We start from the raw sequence: 15522 nt of genomic DNA, 5'->3' as shown, positions 1-15522 counted from the left end.
TTGACAACGTGGCAAACAGGCCACCAGAATGGTCTCGAACTGCATGGTATCCAGATGACGCCATCGTTGCTCAGTGGTATGGTCATAAATGCTGCATGATGCACCGCATACCGGACACGCGACCTGCTTGCCGGTACAGACCAGTCTGATCTCGACCCGCTTGCCGCTCATCGACAGATGAACGTTCTCGACCTTCCAGTTTGAGGAAAGACCTAAAAGTTGGTGGTAATGGCTCGTCAGGCTCTGCATGGGAGTATCAAGGTGCGGTTGGGTAAAGCTCAAAATTACTCTATGTTACCTCATACACACCCTTCTTCCCACGATATTCTGCGAAGAGCCCTTTTTTCTTTGCATTGCCGTGCAGATCGATCACATAAATCTTGTCGAACGCCCTCAATAATTGCCAGCGCATTCCCCGGAAGGTCGGGTTGTCGAGAAAACTGTGATTGTTGATAAAGGCCAAAATGCCTTCACCATTCTTCTCGACGAAATGCTGACCGTAGCGGATGAACTTTACATAGTCGTCATTCAGCCATTTCGGATTTTTCTCCTTCAACCTGCCGCCGCCCGGCTCCTGTTTGTAATCACCCAGCAACCCTTCGATCCACTCGCCCTTGTTCGCGGAGTGCCCGCTGTATGGCGGATTGCCGAGCACCACCATCACCGGCGTGTCGCGCTTGATGTAGTTCGCCTCGCTCGCCTCCTGCGACAGCCAGCTCGCGAAAAGCGTTCCCGTTTCGGGATGATGCTCCTCCAGCGAATTGGTCAGGTAAACCCGGAACCGCTGATCCCGCGCGGGTTTGTAACCGGTTTCGGCGAGCAGCATGTCGAGCTTCAGGTGCGCCATCGCATATGACGCCATCAGAATCTCGAAACCGTTCAGGCGTGGAATCAGGTGGTTTTCGACATAATCACTCCAGATTCCCTCCTGCCCCTCGAAACTCTTGTGAATCTGCTTGACGATTTCGGCCAGAAAGGTGCCGGTGCCAGCCGCCGGGTCGAGGATTTGCACCTTGTGAACCTCCTGTTTTTCCATGACATAGCCCGTCTTGAAGCGCTTGTCGTGGGTCGGCTTCTTGATTTCAACCGTCGTCTTGCTCGTATCCGCCAAACCGTTGCGCAGGCTGAATTCCGACTTTAGAATCTCATCGACCGCCCGCACGATGAAGTTCACCACCGGCTCCGGCGTGTACCAGACGCCACGACTTTTGCGCAAAGCGGGGTCGTACTCGGCCAGAAAAGTTTCGTAGAAATGGATGATCGGGTCGTGCTGCTGCGTCGCCTTGCCGAAATCCCTGAGCAGCGCCTTGACGTCGGTCGCCTTGAAGAGATCGGCCAGCGAATCCACGACCCACGCGATCCGGTCGTCGAGGTCATAGCCCGCGATGCCCTGGAAGAGCTTGCGGAGAAAGGGATTTGACTTCGGAATCAGCTCGGCGGCCTCCTTGCGGTTGAAATCTTCGAGCGACGGATCGTGCAGGCGGGCGGCGAACATACCATACGCAATTGTCTGCGCGTAGATGTCCGCGAACTGGCGTGGCGTGAGGTCGTGGATGAGCACCTTGCGGAACGCGCTCAACTGGTCGCGCAACGTCGCGCTGGCCTCGGCCACGCGGTTGCCCGCAGGCTCACGCTCGTCGGCCGCCAGCGCCTCGACGATGATCGAAGCCAGCAAGCGCGCCTTCGAGGCCATCATCTTCGAGAGCTTCGAGGCCGACCTGATCGTCTGCCCCTCGTAGCGCCCAAAGTCGCGGATCAGCTCCGCGAAAGCATCCAAATTTTCGCGCCGCGCGACAATCTTCCCGTCGCGAATCTCCGCCAGCGCGAGCGTCGCCGAGTGCTCGCCGTCGCGGAAGAGGCGGAATTCGAGGTAGTCGGTGATAATCAGGTTCCGCAGCGAGGTGCGGTAGCGCTCGAACTGTTCGCGGAACTGCCGCCCGTCGAGTGGCTTGCCAATATCCTTCGCCTCGATGTAGCCAACCGGCACCCCCTTGCGGGTCAGGATGAAGTCCGGGGCGCCGCAATCGATCCGCTGCGGCTCGTTGGTCACCGCGACGCCCGGCAACAGCTCCGCCAACAACCCCTGAAGCAGCGGGCGATAACTGTGTTCGGTGGAAATTCCGGTCTTGAACTGCCGGTTGAGAGCCTCGACGTACTCCAGAATCGTCATATCGGAAACAAGGAAAGTTAGCAGGGAAGGGTCTGAAAGAGTACGGGAAAGCTACGGAAAGTTTGTGACAAAGAGAGGCGCGGCAGGCAACGAAAAATTGTCTTTTGGCGGCAAATCTCCTTGCGCGCCGTGGCTCGGCATTGTACATTAGCGCCGCTATTTACAATCAGTTACACCGTAGTACCATCATGAAGAAGTTTTTCTCCGCCATCCTGCTGTTTTCCGTCTTGCTGCCGTTCTCACCCGCTCACGCCACCGCAGCTCCCATCAAATCCACCGGCACGATCGATGTCTATTTCTCGCCCCGTGGCGGTGCAACTGCGGCTATCGTGCGCGAGATCGACGGAGCGCGGCGGGAGATTCTCATCCAGGCCTACTCGTTCACCTCGAAGCCAATCGCGCAGGCCATCGTGAAGGCGAGCAAGCGGGGCGTGAAGGTGGTGGCGGTGCTCGACAAAAGCCAGCGTAACGAACGGTACACGGAGGCGGATTTTCTGGCCCATATGCGCATCCCGACCTTTATCGATGCCCGCCACGCCATTGCGCACAACAAGATCATCATCATCGACCGCGCGACACTGATCACCGGATCCTTCAATTTTACCAAGGCCGCCGAAGAGAAGAATGCCGAGAACCTTCTGGTCATCAAGGGAAACAAGCTGTTGGTGAGCCGCTATGTCCAGAATTTCGAGTTGCACCGGGCGCACTCGATCAGGTATGGAGGCAAGTGACGGGGTAGTGGTCGAAAAACGGATCGGCTACTGAATCGGAGAGCACGGGCAAAGCGTCTGTGTAAAAAGGGCCGATTGGCGGGTGATTTTGTGATAACCGCGCTTGCGTTTCATCCGGGGTTTCCGGGTGGTTGCGCGTCATCCGGATTCGACGGCGGTGTATCGTCCGGATTGCCGGGTGGCGTCGCGTCAGCCGGCGTGGCCGGTTCGGAAACTTCGTTTGGCTCCGGCATGGACAGCTCGTCAGAGCGCGCATATTGCCTGAAGGGAGGTTCCGGCGGCACATCCGCCCAGCCGATCATGAAAAACGAGAGGAGCAGCAGGATTCGAAGGCTTTGGGTTGCCATACCTGAAAGTGTTCGGATTGACGAAACGCTCTATAATACATCTATAAATATAATTACGGAATATTCCTTAAAAAACAGTCTTGCCGAGTATTTTAGTGCGGCGTAATAATGGAGACTGGCTGGTTGAAACAACGAATCCGCTACTCCATTTCATTGATTTTTTGTCGATTCACGCTTTCGGCCCTCTGAGATGCCAGGAATTACTGCTCAGGATGGAGCTTATGCGTTCATGCCGGAATTTTCGCCAAGCGACTGGAAGCCGGAAACTACGTCGAACAGCTCTTCGTCGATTCCGGCTTGGCGGCGTTCGTTGTAGAGGCGGCTCAACTCTTCGAGCATGTCGTCGATGTTTTTTTCGGCGCGCTGCATCGCCGAAAGGCGGCTGGCGTTTTCGGCGGCGAGTGATTCGGCGCAGGCCCGGAAGAGCGAGACGAAGAGGTACTCCCGCACCAGCGCCCACTGCACACTCTGCACTCCGTTGATGATTTCGGGTATCGCTCCGGTCGGCCATTTTCCGACGCGGCGGGCGACTTCGGCAGCCCATTCGTCATCGAGCGGAAGCAGGCGCGTCGAGATCGGCTGGTACTGTTCTCCGCTGACCGGGCTGTTGTAAAAGAGGCGGAGTTCGATGGCGGCGGCTTTTTCGCGCCGACGCTCCACCTCCGAGAGCAGGTCGCCGACCAGTGGCGTGATGGCGCTGACCGAGTTGGGCAGAGCGAAGAGCGTTGCGGTGCGGACGGCGGCGTCTTCGAGGTGGCTTTGCACTCGCTCGCCGACCGGAATGACGGCGAGCGAGCCCGGAATGGCGGCGAGTTCCCGCTTCACCGATTCAGCGATGAGGTCGTTGAACTGGCCGACCAGCCCCTGATCGGAGCCGAAAACGATGGCGATGGTCAGCACATTTTTGCTCTTCTCGCGACGGAACGCCGAGTGGCCGTTTTCAGCAAGGTGCAGGCACCCCGCCAGCCCAAGCTCGATGGTGTGCTCGTAATCGCCGAGCGCCTGCACAGCCTCTTCGTACTGGCGGATGTTGACGGCGGCGAGCGTTTTCATCGTCCTGACCACCGAGCCGAGTGTGCCCGCATGGGCGATTTTGCCGCGCAGGAGTTCAATCGATTCGCTCATGAGCTATTCCCGAAGCGTTCGAGCGCACGGTTCGCCGTCGCCAGCATGACGCTGCGGTCGTCCTCATCGAGCGCCTTGCTGGAGAGAATTCGCGCCACCAGCTCCTCCGGCAGCTCCGAAGCGGCCTTGCGCACCTGTTCCATCGCCTCGCGCATCTTCTCCAGCGCGATCTGCTCGAAGCCGCCGCCGGTCAGCGCCAGCAGCACGAGCATCTGTTCGGAGAGCGAGAGCACGTCGAACTCGTCCTGCTTGAAGCACTCGCGGATTCGCTGGCCATGCTCGATGATGGTGCGGCTCGCTTCGTCGAGCCTGGTGCCGAAGCGGGCGAAGTTTTCCAGCTCCTCGAACTGCGCGTAGGCGAGTTTGAGGCTGCCGGTGACCGACCGGTAGGCGGCGAGTTGCGCCTTGCCGCCGACGCGCGAGACCGATTTGCCGATGTCAACCGCAGGCAGAATGCCCAGCTCGAAGAGCGTCGGCGACAAGTAGAGCTGGCCGTCGGTGATGGAGATCAGGTTGGTCGGGATGTAGGCTGCGATGTTCTGAGCCTCGGTTTCGATGATCGGCAAAGCAGTGAGCGAGCCGCCGCCGAGTTCGCGGCGCAGGTGCGTGGCGCGCTCCAGAAGGCGCGAGTGGATATAGAAAATGTCGCCCGGAAACGCCTCGCGGCCCGGCGGGCGCTTGAGCAGGAGTGACAGCTCGCGGTAGGCGCGGGCGTGGTTGGTCAGATCGTCATAGACGATCAGCACGTCGCGCCCCTGCTGCATGAAGTATTCGGCGATGCTGGTGGCGGCGTATGGCGCGATGTATTGCAGGCCGGGCGGGTCGTTGCCTTCCGTGACCACCACGATGGAGTGCTCCAGCGCGCCGCGCTCGCGCAACATTGCGACCGCCTTGGCCACCGAGGCCGCTTTCTGGCCGATGGCGCAGTAAATGCAGAGCACCTCGTTGCCGCGCTGGTTTATCATCGCCGAGAGCGCCACGGAGGTTTTGCCGGTCTGGCGGTCGCCGAGGATCAGCTCGCGCTGGCCGCGTCCGACCGGCACGATGGCGTCGATCACCTTGATGCCGGTTTGCAGCGGCACGGTGACCGGGTCGCGATCCATGATCGGCAGGCGCTGGGTGGTTCTGATCGGGCCGAGTTCGTCGAGCGGCTGGCCGAGTGGGTCGATCACGCGCCCGATGAGCGCCTCGCCGACCGGCACGTCGGTCACGCGCCCCGTGCGCCACGCCCGCTCACCAGTCCGGATTCTGGCGTAGTCGCCGAGCAGCACGACGCCCACCTCGCCGGGATCGATGTTGAAGGCGATGCCGTAGAGGTTGTCGTGAAACTGCACCAGCTCCTCGTAGCCGACGCCCGGCAAGCCGTCGATCTTGACGATGCCGTTCAGCACGGTCGTCACGACGCCCTCCTCGACGAGGGCGAGTTCTGCCGACCACCCAACGCGCGCTTGCCGGACGCTTTCGAGCGCCTTGTCCAGAGGATGTCCGCTTTTATCTGGCATTCGTCGCCTCTCCCTCCGCCCCGCCCTCACGGTACGCTTCGGCAGATCGCTTCAGCGCATCGAGCGCCGCCTGGAAGTGCCACGAGACGCACAAACCATCGACGCAAAGCTCGATGCCGCACCCGCTTTTGTCGGAAATCTCGAACGACAGGGGAGCGTCGGATCCGATCAACTTTTCGATGGTTCCGGTCACTTTCTCGCGCTGCTCCGGCGTGAGCGGGAAGGTGCTGCGCACGACCGCCTGTTTCGGCGTTCCGTCCTCGCCGGTGAATTGCCCGGCAATCCCGTCCCCGCCAGCTTCGAGCTTGCGGCAGAACTTGTCGATGATGCGCGCTTCGAGCGACTCGTCGGCCAGCTCCGTCAGCAGCTTTTGGGCGACCGAAAAGATCTCGGCGCTGACGCGCCGTTCCGTCTCAGCCTCCCGCTCCTCCTGCTCGCGCTTGAGGGTTTCGAGCAGCTTCGAGTGTAGCGTTTCGTACTCCTGTCGCGCCGTGTCGAGCAGCTCGCCGCGCCTTGTTCCGGCCTCGTCCGTGGCCTGTTTCAGCATGAGCTGACGCTGCGTTTCAAACTCATCGTTCTTCTTCTGCCACTCCGCCTTCTCCCGCGCGGCCTGTGCTTCGACGCCCGCCGCATGTTCCAGCTCGGCGGCGATTTTTTTCTCCCGCTTGTCGAGCGCCTTGAGCACCGGCTGGTAGAGAAAGCGCTTGAGCAGCCAGAGCAGAATCAGGAAATTGACGAGCTGCGCCGCCACGGTGAACCAGTCGATCAGCATTTTCAGCGCCCTCCGGCTTGCGAAATGGCGTGGTTCCAGAATGGGTTGGCGAAGATCAGGATGATCGAAATGACGAAGCAGTAGATCGCAATCGATTCGATCATGGCCAGCCCGACGAAGAGCGTACGGGTGATGCTGGATGCGGCGTCGGGCTGCTGGGCGAGCGAGGTGAGCGCTGAGGAAACGGCGCGACCTTCGCCGAGCGCCGGGCCGATAGCGCCGATGCCGATGGTCAGCCCTGCGGTGACGATGGAGGCGCTGGCGATGATGGTAAGCGTGTCCATGATAGTTCTCGTTTGGTTATCTCGTTTATTTTTCACGGGTTCTGGTTGCCGCCGCGATATAGACCGTGGCGAGGATGCTGAAGATGTAGGCCTGCACCATGCCGGTCAACAGGCCGAGGATGCTCATCAGCACCGGGAAAATCAATGGCGAAATCGTCAGCAGAATGACGAGGATCATGTCGCCGCTCATCATGTTGCCGAACAGACGCACGGCGAGCGCCATCGTGCGGGTGAAGTCTCCGATGATGTTGAATGGCAGCATGATCGGCGTTGGATCGATATAGCTTTTGAGATAGCCTTTCAGCCCGCTTCCGGCGATGCCGAAGAGCGGCACGGCGATGAAGACCGAAAGCGCGAGCGCCGCCGTGGTGGAGAGCGAACCGGTCGGCGGCTCGTAGCCGGGAATGATGGTGCAGAGGTTGGACGTGGCGATGAAGAGGAAGAGCGTGGCGATGTAGGGAGGTACTTTTCGGGTTTTTCCAGACCGACCTCGCCGATCTGCTGGCGGGCCATCGTGACGATGATTTCCAGCACGCTCTGCCAGCGCGAAATCGTGATGCTGGTCGAGAGCCGCCGGGTGATGAAGGCCGAACCGCCCGCGAGCAGCAGCATCAGCGCCCAAGTGGTGACAATGGTCAGGTTGAGCTTCACGAAACCCGACTGCCACAAAATGACCTGATCGCTGCTCAGATGCATGCCTTCTCCTTTTTGTCGAGATTTTCCGATGCGCCGTTGCGGCGTCCGAGGGCGACGCTCAGCGCTTTGGCCGCCACGAAGCCGCCGACGGCGAGGAGCAACCGTCCAGCGTCACCCGCCGAAATGAAGAGAAATCCGCTGATCACGATTGCCGTGCGCAACAGCGAGCTGGAGAGGAAGAGCAGCGCCGGACGCGGCGAAGCGAGGCCGCGCTTCACCGTCAGCCAGAGTCCGCCGAAAAAGATGAGGCCGAGCAAAAATCCTCCGAAAGCCGCCAGCAGATTTGTTGTCATTTCACTCCTCCTTGTTGATTTTCCGGCTCTCCTCCGAGACCCAGCGCCAGGCATTCAGGCATCCGATGACGAGGCCGATGACAATCATGGTCAGCGTCCATGAGTGTTTCGACGGATAGTTGCCGTCGAGCCAGACGCCGAGCGCGACGCCCGCGAGCATCGGAATCGCCACCGACCAGCCGATGATGCCGAACATGGCGAACCCCTCCCAGATGCTTCGCGTCACCTCTTTGCGCGCCTTGATTTTGCGCAGTTCGCGGTCGCCGACCCGCTCGTCGAGCGGCTTGCCCTTCGCCGACAGTTTGCCGATTTTGCGCTCATCCATGTTTCAGCTCCATGTATCGCCGGATGAAGCTGCTCTCCAGCCTGGCCATCGAGCCGCGAACGCTTCGCTCCCGCTCATCGAGATCGACAAACTCCCGTTTCACCGCCGATTCGAGAAGGCCGAGATCGACTCCGCCGATGGCGTGGCGCACCGACACCACCACCTCCGGGCCGGTTTTGACGAGGATGCCCTGATCGACCGCAACGAAGGTTTCGTCCTCGTTCTCAGCGCGGTAGCTCAAAATGCCCGGCACGAGCGGCGCAATGCAGTCGAGCCGGTTGGGCAGGAAGCCGTACGAGCCACGCTCCGTTTCGGCGACGATGTTCAGCACCCGCTCTTTGACGGCGAACACCTTGTAGGGCAGCAGAATTTTCAGGCGCATCGAGTCGGCAAGCATCTCAACCTCCGTCCGTTGTGGCGGCATCTGCATCTGCTGTCGTTGTCTCCACAGCCACCGTTTTTTGCGCGGCTTCATCCTTTCCGACTTCAACTTTTTCCTGCGCTTCCGAGATGGAACCGATCATGTAGAGCGCCCGTTCCGGGTAGTTCTCGAACTCGTCGCGCAAAATGCGTTCGCAGCCGTCGATGGTGTCGGTTACCGGCACGCTTTTGCCCGCGAGGCCGGAGAACTGTTCGGTCGTGAAAAATGGCTGGGTGAAGAAGCGTTCGAGCCGCCGCGCCCGTCCCACCAGTCGCCGGTCCTCCGCAGAGAGCTGTTCGAGGCCGAGCATGGCGATGATATCCTTCAGCTCGGCGTACTGCGCCAGCACCCGCCGGACTTCACGCGCCAGCTCGTAGTGGCGGCGGCCAACGATGCTCTCCCCGGCCATCTTCGAGCCTGACGAGAGCGGATCGACCGCTGGGTAGAAACCTTCGCCCGCGCGTTTCCTCGAAAGCACCAGCGAGGCCGAGAGGTGCGAAAAGGTGTGCACGGCCGCCGGGTCGGTGAAGTCGTCCGCCGGAACATAGACGGCTTGGATAGAGGTGATCGCGCCCGTGCCGGTGTTGGCGATGCGCTCTTCGAGGGCGGAGAGTTCGGTGCCGATGGTCGGCTGGTAGCCGAGGCGTGAGGGCATCTGCCCCATCATGCCCGAAATCTCGGAACCGGCCTGGATGAAGCGGAAGATGTTGTCGATGAGCAGCAGCACCTCTTGGTGCAGGTCGTCACAGAAGTACTCGGCCATCGTCAGCGCCGCGAGGCCCACGCGGAAGCGGCTTCCCGGCGGCTCGTTCATCTGGCCGAACACCATGACCATGTTGTCGAGCACGCCCGCCTCGCTCATTTCACGGTACAGCTCCTCGCCCTCGCGGCACCGCTCGCCGATGCCGCAGAAGATGCTCACGCCGCTCTCCTTGCTCACCATGTTGTGGATCATTTCGGTCAGCAGCACCGTCTTGCCGACGCCCGCGCCGCCGAACAGTCCGGCCTTGCCACCGCGTTCGAGCGGCACGAGCAGGTCGATGATCTTGATGCCCGTCTCGAACACCTCGGACTTTGTCGAGCGGCGGGAGAGCGGGGGCGGAGCGCCGTGTACCGAGCGCCAGGTGACGCTGGTTACGGGGCCGCGCCGGTCGATGGCGTTGCCGAAGACGTCGAACATGCGCGACAGCGTCCCTTTGCCGACAGGCGCTTTCAAGGGCGAGCCGGTGTTGCGGGCGGTCATGCCACGGCAAAGGCCTTCGGTCGGCGTCAGGGCGATGCCTCGCACGTGCCGCCGGTCGAGCTGCATGAGAATTTCGATCTTCACCTCCATATCGCGCCCGGTCTCGACGATCGAGTAGATCGGCGGCAGCGCGTCGTTGAAGCGCATATCGACTACGCTCCCGCGAATCGAAGTGACGATTCCCGTATGCTCCGGATTTGTTGCTTGCTCGGTCACGATCCTCCCGCATCTGCCGGGTCGACCGGTTTGTCACTGAGAGTCTTGCAACTTTTCAAGGACAATGAACCGGGCGACCCCATTGAGTAGAACGGTCAGCTTTCAGGCTTTAAAAATAAAAGTAGCGTTTCCGCCGGGATAAGTCAACAGGCGCGAGGGTTTCGCGGGAGTGGCGGGGGCTGAGTGTGGTTAGGGGGGAAAGAGGTGGGTGGATGGCTGTTGCAAAAGGCGGACAATCGAGCTGGGGAGTGGTGAATGGCAGATGTTCGATTTTTTTTGTTGAGCTTGGCGCTTGATTGTGATGCTGATTTTATGATAACTTGAGAGCAGTTGTTATTCGAGGTGGTTCAGGAGTTTTATGCGGAAACAATATAATTTCACAAGCATCATGATCGAAGCATCGCTACGGCACATCATTCCATACGATAACGTGAATGCTGACGCATGGCGACAAGCAATGACAGCTACATGCGAATCATTTGCCTCCAGTGGATTATGTGATCCTAAATTTTTTGTTGAAATGATGTGTATGGAAAAAGGGAAAACCTGGTCATGCATTTCAGAGGCTTTGGTGTATTCCTTGCTGAAAGAAAAAGATTTTCCGTCAAGGCTGAATCTGGGTTCAGGGCCAGATTTTTTGGTAACAGATGGCGAAAAGCGGGTTTGGATTGAAGTTATTTGCCCCGAGCCTTCAGGCCTTCCTGAGGACTGGTTAAATTGCGATCCCGGAAAAAACTGGTCTTTTCCGCAGCAAGAAATTTTGTTGCGCTGGACAAGCGCCATCAAAGCAAAAGCAGATAAGCTTGATTCATATTTATCGAGCAATGTGGTATCGCCAGAAGATGTTTTCGTTATCGCAGTAAATGGTTGTCGGTTGAGAAATGGTCCTTTCTCCTCAATAATGGGAATCAGTCATCATCCCGTAGCTGCTGAAGTTGTCTTTGGTTTCGGGGCGTATCAAATACATTTTGATCGAAAGAGCTTAGAGGTAAAGGAGGTAGATCATTCGTATCGACCATCGGTTAGAAATCAAAATGACGCTGTTATATCAACGAATACATTCTGGGACGAACGTTTCGATCAGATCAGTGCAATTTGGGCACTTGATATCAACGGCCATTCAGTTTTTGGTGGAAGTGAGCCAAAATATGTTGTTCATAACCCCAAGGCTACAAACCCATTGCGTCATCGATTCCTGAAATCAGATGGTGAATACGTAGCAATAGAATCCGCCGGTCAATACACTATCCAGAAAATTCAGGGGCTGCAAGCATGATCGTCCAACATTTCCACGGGGAGATGAGCCGGGAGCCTGCTTTGCAGCAAGCCGCCCGGCTTCATCGCCTTCCCTCATCCCGTCGGCACCCGCGCTTTTTCAGCTTCACTTTCCGAAGAATCTTCTGTTGCGCCCGGAGCGTTTCGAGCCGGGGTCGGTGGGCTTGTGGGTTTGTGGCTGCTTCGGTTTCGGCTCCTGATGCCCGACATTGCCTTTCTTCGACGGGGCGGGCTTCGGCTTTTCCGCCTCAAAGTTCACCATCGGAAACGGATGATTTTCGATGACCGGGATTTTCCGCGCGATCAGCTTTTCGATGTCGCGCAGGAACTCCTTCTCCTCGGCGTTGCAGAAGGAGTAGGCGGCTCCACGGTTTCCGGCCCGGCCCGTTCGGCCAATTCGATGCACGTAGGTTTCCGGGATGTTGGGCAAATCGATGTTGATCACATATTCGAGTTCGTCGATGTCTATTCCCCGCGCGGCGATGTCGGTGGCGACCAGCACTCTCGTTTGCCTCGTCTTGAAGTTGCCGAGCGCTCGCTGCCGGGCGTTCTGTGATTTGTTGCCGTGAATCGCCTCGGCGGCAATGTTGTTGCGCACCAGGAAACGGGCCACCTTGTCGGCGCCATGCTTCGTTCGCGTGAAGACCAGGGCGCTTTCGATTTTTCTGTCCTGAAGCAGGTGAGCCAGGAGGCTGTTCTTGTTATCGCGGTCAACGAACAGAATCTGCTGGTTGATGATTTCGACGGTCGATGAGATCGGGGTGACGCTGATCTCTTTCGGTTTATGCAGAATCGCGGCGGAGAGTCTGACGATTTCGGGTGGCATGGTGGCCGAGAAGAAGAGCGACTGGCGCTTTTTCGGCAAGGCCGCCAGCACTCGCTTGATGTCGTGGATGAAGCCCATGTCGAGCATCCGGTCGGCTTCGTCGAGCACGAAATACTCGATGTCGCGCAGGTGCAAATGGCCCTGGCCGATCAGGTCGAGCAGGCGGCCCGGCGTGGCGACCAGAATATCGACCCCACGGATAAGCCGCGCGGTCTGCGGATTCTGGTTGACGCCGCCGAAAATCACGGTGTTCGTCAGGCCGGTGTGGCGGCCATAAGCGGTGAAGCTCTCGCCGATCTGGATCGCCAGCTCCCTGGTCGGGGTGAGCACGAGGCAGCGGATTTTGCGCTTTTCGCCGTGCAGGCGGCTCTGGTGAAGCCGTTGCAGCACGGGCAGGGCGAACGCGGCGGTTTTGCCGGTGCCGGTCTGGGCGCAGGCAAGCAGGTCGTTGCCTTCGAGAATGACCGGAACGGCTTCGGCCTGTATCGGGGTTGGGGAACTGTAGCCCTCTTCGGCGAGAGCTTTGCGGAGGTGATCGATGAGTCCGAGAGCGGAAAAGGGCATAGCAAGCAATAAAGTTGATCGAAATATAGGGGGGCAATCAATGTAGCATCTTTACACTGAAAGCCAGCCACTTATCTTCATGAAATGCGTGAGCGGTACCGGCAGGCGGCGCGAATCCAAGCCGTGAGTGTCGAGTTGAGCGTACTGGCGGGTGAGGAGAATTTCGCGCCTTTGCGGGGGATTTTCTTATCTTGGCAATCTGTTGGCGCTTCCGGGCGGGAGTCATCGGCTCCGGGCTGCATTTGCGCCGCAAGTCGAAACATTTCGTGACGATAAAATCTACTGAGGAATGAAACAATCCTGGCTTTGGGTATTGCTGCCGTTGGGCGTGGTGCTGACGGTGTTTGGTCTCTTTTTGGCGCTCTTTTCCGGAAGGTTCATCGATGGCAATCTGCTGTTCGCGCCGTTCGCGCTCTTTGCCCTGTCGCTCGCGGCTGTCTCGTACGCCGCCGTCAGGGTATTCCGCCTTGGCTGGAATCTTTCGACCATCGTCAGCGCGAGCGTCGCGCTGTTCGCGTTTCTTGCCGCGGTGACCGGCCTTGTCCTTGAGCTTCAGGGCATGAGAGTTGGCGCGCTCGTTACCAGTGTTCTGACCGTTACCGGCCTTGGTGTTCTCTTTGTGTCGAATGGCATGGATGAAGTTTCGGTGGCCCGGAGAAAAAAGGGTGAACTCTCCGCCGGGCCGACCGAGTGGGCCGACCGGATCGAGGCCATTGGCCGCCGCTGCATGAAGCCGGAGCTGAGAACCAAGGTGCTGCGGCTTGGCGGCGAAACCCGGTTCCTGACTGCCGGTTCCGGCCAGGCGGATAATATGATGGTCAACCAGAGCATCGCGCGAGCCATCGACGAGCTTTCGGAAGCGGTCAAGCTGGGCAACGAGTCCGCCGCGCTGTCGATGCTGCCTCCCATCAGAAGCCTTTTCGCCCAGCGGGAGAACCAGTTGAGGCCATAAGCGCTCTGGTGTGATCGGGGCGGCGTGACAAGCGCTGGCGTTCCGGATTGCTGAACAGGAGGCTGTTCCGGCGCGATGCCGGGACAGCCTTTTTTCATTTCGGTATGACCTCCCGGTAGAGCCGGTAGCGGTCGAGGATGTTGCGGGTGTAGCGAACAGCGATCGGGCCGTTGCAGTAACCGTAGGTTGTCACGGGGTCGTTGTAGTACCGTCGTTCCGATTTCAGCGCGAGATATTTCTCCACATTTCCTTCCCAGACATTGGGCTTCGCTCCATATTTCGATGCGAGCTTCTGGGCGTCGCGCACATGACCGGCGCCGACGTTGTATGACGCCAGAACGAATTTGAGCCGCATCGAGCGATCTTCGATTTCACGCCATTCCCGATCGACGAATTTGATGTGTTCGGCGCCTGCTCTCAGGTTCTGCACCGGGTCGAAAAGGTCGCGAGCCTTGAAATAAGCGCCGGTGGCGGGCATGAGCTGCATCAGCCCGATCGCTCCCGCCCACGAAACCGCCCCGGCATCGAACTGCGACTCTTCGTAAACAAGTGCGGCGAGCAGCCTCCAGTCCCAGTCGATGTTTCGCGCCTGTTTTTTGACCAGCGCGTCATAGGGTGAAATCGTGCCGGCCTGATTTGAGTAGAATGCGCGGGTGGCGTGTTTTTTGAACCGGTAAAGGCTGTTGTAGTATTTGTCACGGATGATCGCCAGCTCTCCGTTTTTTCTGCTCTTTTCCAGCCAGCGGTTCAGCGCATCGAGCAGTTCCGGCGAGTTTTTCCGGACAGCCCAGGCAAGCGGCAATCTGGCGCTGAGACTTGTCCGGATATCGATGTTGCTGAACAGCGCTGTGTGCGTCGAGGCGATATTTTCATTTGCAGCCGTATAGTCGAACGTGCCGTCGCTGACCTTGCCGATCAACTCGCTGGTCGAAAGGGAACCCTCGACAGGAACGATGTTAATGGAGATTTTTTTTGTCTCCATGATTCCGGTGAGCGTTGAATAGAAGGCTGAATTCTGGTGCACATAAACGGTTTTACCGTCGAGCTGATCCAGTCTGCGCACCAGCTTCGAGACGTCGCCGCCTTTGGGCCTGCGCTGAACGAGCACCTGTCGCGTCGATTCGAGAGGATTCGAGAAGCGCACCATGCTCTCGCTCTCCGGGGTGATGGTCGTCAGATGCGCCACAATATCGCTTTTTTTACTCCGGAGCACCGGAATCTGGTTGTTCATGTCCTTGACGACCACCACTTCGAGCGGAACACCGAGATAACGGGTAAAGCTACGGGCGAGTTCGTAACTGTAGCCCATCGGCTCGCCACGGTAGATGAAATAGTCGATGGGGTCGTAAGAGAGCAGCACGCGGAGCCGTCCAGATCGACGAATGTCGGCGAGATCTCGCGGTGGCCCACCGACGCATTGCCACAAGAGCCAGTCGGCAGCGATGAACGCGAATACGGATGCGGTGATAAGGTAAAGCGCAGGCCAGCGTTTGCCGGAAAAGCGCCCTGCCATTGCCTGTTTGCCGGATTGAGCTTTCATGGCTGACCGGTTTTCTGCTCTGTGTTGGTATCGTATTAGAGTACTTTAATTTATAAAAACAATTGCGTGGCGCAATGACAGCTTCGTCGCGGCATCATGGCAAGGCCGCCGTGAGGCGGTTTCGTGAAACGTGCGTTTTTTTGTTATATTCCGAAGCAAAATTTCGCCGAATCAACCTCCGCTACAGACATGACTTACCGGAAATCTACCTTATCCGTTTTCAGACTTTCGTCCATTTTT

General features: G+C 58.6%; 16 protein-coding genes and 1 pseudogene. 3 read left to right on the top strand and 14 right to left on the bottom strand.

Annotated features, from left to right (window positions below; genetic code table 11):
• Together FGF66_RS10240 and FGF66_RS10235 are read right to left on the bottom strand one after the other, a co-directional pair.
• The coding region (locus tag FGF66_RS10240; protein WP_139456716.1) for a transposase family protein at positions 1 to 249 on the bottom strand (249 nt) is incomplete at its 3' end.
• 40 nt (positions 250 to 289) lie between these two features.
• Positions 290 to 2170, bottom strand: coding sequence for an N-6 DNA methylase (locus tag FGF66_RS10235; RefSeq protein ID WP_211342003.1), 1881 nt, complete (start codon positions 2168 to 2170; stop codon positions 290 to 292).
• Between the two features lie 188 nt (positions 2171 to 2358).
• Between FGF66_RS10235 and FGF66_RS10230 the strand changes: the two genes are divergently transcribed.
• Positions 2359 to 2901: a phospholipase D family nuclease gene (locus tag FGF66_RS10230; RefSeq protein ID WP_139457542.1), complete on the top strand. Its 543-nt coding sequence runs from the start codon at positions 2359 to 2361 to the stop codon at positions 2899 to 2901.
• A 110-nt stretch (positions 2902 to 3011) separates the two neighbouring features.
• Here FGF66_RS10230 and FGF66_RS10225 read toward each other — a convergent pair whose 3' ends face one another.
• From FGF66_RS10225 to atpD, 10 genes and pseudogenes are all read right to left on the bottom strand, one after another.
• Entirely contained in the window at positions 3012 to 3248 is a 237-nt protein-coding gene (locus FGF66_RS10225) for a hypothetical protein (protein ID WP_139457541.1), read from the bottom strand.
• Positions 3249 to 3467: 219 nt separating this feature from the next.
• Positions 3468 to 4373 carry a F0F1 ATP synthase subunit gamma gene (locus FGF66_RS10220; protein WP_139457540.1) on the bottom strand — a complete coding sequence of 302 codons (906 nt, stop codon included), beginning with the start codon at positions 4371 to 4373 and terminating at the stop codon, positions 3468 to 3470.
• Entirely contained in the window at positions 4370 to 5875 is a 1506-nt protein-coding gene (locus FGF66_RS10215; protein ID WP_139457539.1) for an alternate F1F0 ATPase, F1 subunit alpha, read from the bottom strand. Before FGF66_RS10215 ends, FGF66_RS10220 begins: the two co-directional genes overlap by 4 nt.
• Positions 5865 to 6647, bottom strand: a complete 783-nt coding sequence (locus FGF66_RS10210; protein ID WP_139457538.1) for a F0F1 ATP synthase subunit B family protein — start codon at positions 6645 to 6647, stop codon at positions 5865 to 5867. The genes FGF66_RS10215 and FGF66_RS10210 overlap by 11 nt, the downstream gene beginning before the upstream one ends.
• A gap of 2 nt (positions 6648 to 6649) precedes the next feature.
• A complete protein-coding gene (locus tag FGF66_RS10205; RefSeq protein WP_139457537.1) occupies positions 6650 to 6931 on the bottom strand; it encodes a F0F1 ATP synthase subunit C in 282 nt (93 codons plus the stop codon).
• 25 nt (positions 6932 to 6956) lie between these two features.
• Positions 6957 to 7627: pseudogene (locus FGF66_RS10200) on the bottom strand (F0F1 ATP synthase subunit A).
• On the bottom strand, positions 7618 to 7920 hold the full coding sequence (locus FGF66_RS10195; RefSeq protein WP_139457536.1) for an N-ATPase subunit AtpR: 303 nt from the start codon (positions 7918 to 7920) through the stop codon (positions 7618 to 7620). The pseudogene FGF66_RS10200 and the gene FGF66_RS10195 overlap by 10 nt, the downstream one beginning before the upstream one ends.
• Position 7921: 1 nt before the next feature.
• On the bottom strand, positions 7922 to 8245 hold the full coding sequence (locus FGF66_RS10190; protein WP_139457535.1) for an AtpZ/AtpI family protein: 324 nt from the start codon (positions 8243 to 8245) through the stop codon (positions 7922 to 7924).
• A complete protein-coding gene (locus tag FGF66_RS10185) occupies positions 8238 to 8675 on the bottom strand; it encodes a F0F1 ATP synthase subunit epsilon (RefSeq protein ID WP_246046656.1) in 438 nt (145 codons plus the stop codon). Before FGF66_RS10185 ends, FGF66_RS10190 begins: the two co-directional genes overlap by 8 nt.
• Positions 8644 to 10125 (bottom strand): F0F1 ATP synthase subunit beta, encoded by a 1482-nt coding sequence (atpD, locus tag FGF66_RS10180; RefSeq protein WP_139457534.1) that lies wholly within the window; start codon positions 10123 to 10125, stop codon positions 8644 to 8646. The genes FGF66_RS10185 and atpD overlap by 32 nt, the downstream gene beginning before the upstream one ends.
• A 388-nt stretch (positions 10126 to 10513) precedes the next feature.
• On the opposite strand from atpD, the gene FGF66_RS10175 reads away from it, so the two are divergent.
• On the top strand, positions 10514 to 11401 hold the full coding sequence (locus FGF66_RS10175; protein WP_139457533.1) for a hypothetical protein: 888 nt from the start codon (positions 10514 to 10516) through the stop codon (positions 11399 to 11401).
• A 105-nt stretch (positions 11402 to 11506) separates the two neighbouring features.
• Here the strand turns inward: FGF66_RS10175 and FGF66_RS10170 are convergent, their stop codons facing one another.
• Positions 11507 to 12790, bottom strand: coding sequence for a DEAD/DEAH box helicase (locus FGF66_RS10170; RefSeq protein ID WP_139457532.1), 1284 nt, complete (start codon positions 12788 to 12790; stop codon positions 11507 to 11509).
• A 289-nt stretch (positions 12791 to 13079) separates the two neighbouring features.
• On the opposite strand from FGF66_RS10170, the gene FGF66_RS10165 reads away from it, so the two are divergent.
• Positions 13080 to 13742 carry an SUR7/PalI family protein gene (locus tag FGF66_RS10165; protein ID WP_139457531.1) on the top strand — a complete coding sequence of 221 codons (663 nt, stop codon included), beginning with the start codon at positions 13080 to 13082 and terminating at the stop codon, positions 13740 to 13742.
• Between the two features lie 94 nt (positions 13743 to 13836).
• Here FGF66_RS10165 and FGF66_RS10160 read toward each other — a convergent pair whose 3' ends face one another.
• Entirely contained in the window at positions 13837 to 15282 is a 1446-nt protein-coding gene (locus FGF66_RS10160) for an MltF family protein (RefSeq protein ID WP_139457530.1), read from the bottom strand.
• Between the last annotated feature and the right edge of the window lie 240 nt (positions 15283 to 15522).

It is taken from the genome of Chlorobaculum thiosulfatiphilum (assembly GCF_006265165.1).
GTDB classification, from domain to species: Bacteria; Bacteroidota; Chlorobiia; order Chlorobiales; family Chlorobiaceae; genus Chlorobaculum; species Chlorobaculum thiosulfatiphilum.
This window is presented reverse-complemented; position numbering and strand designations above follow the sequence as displayed.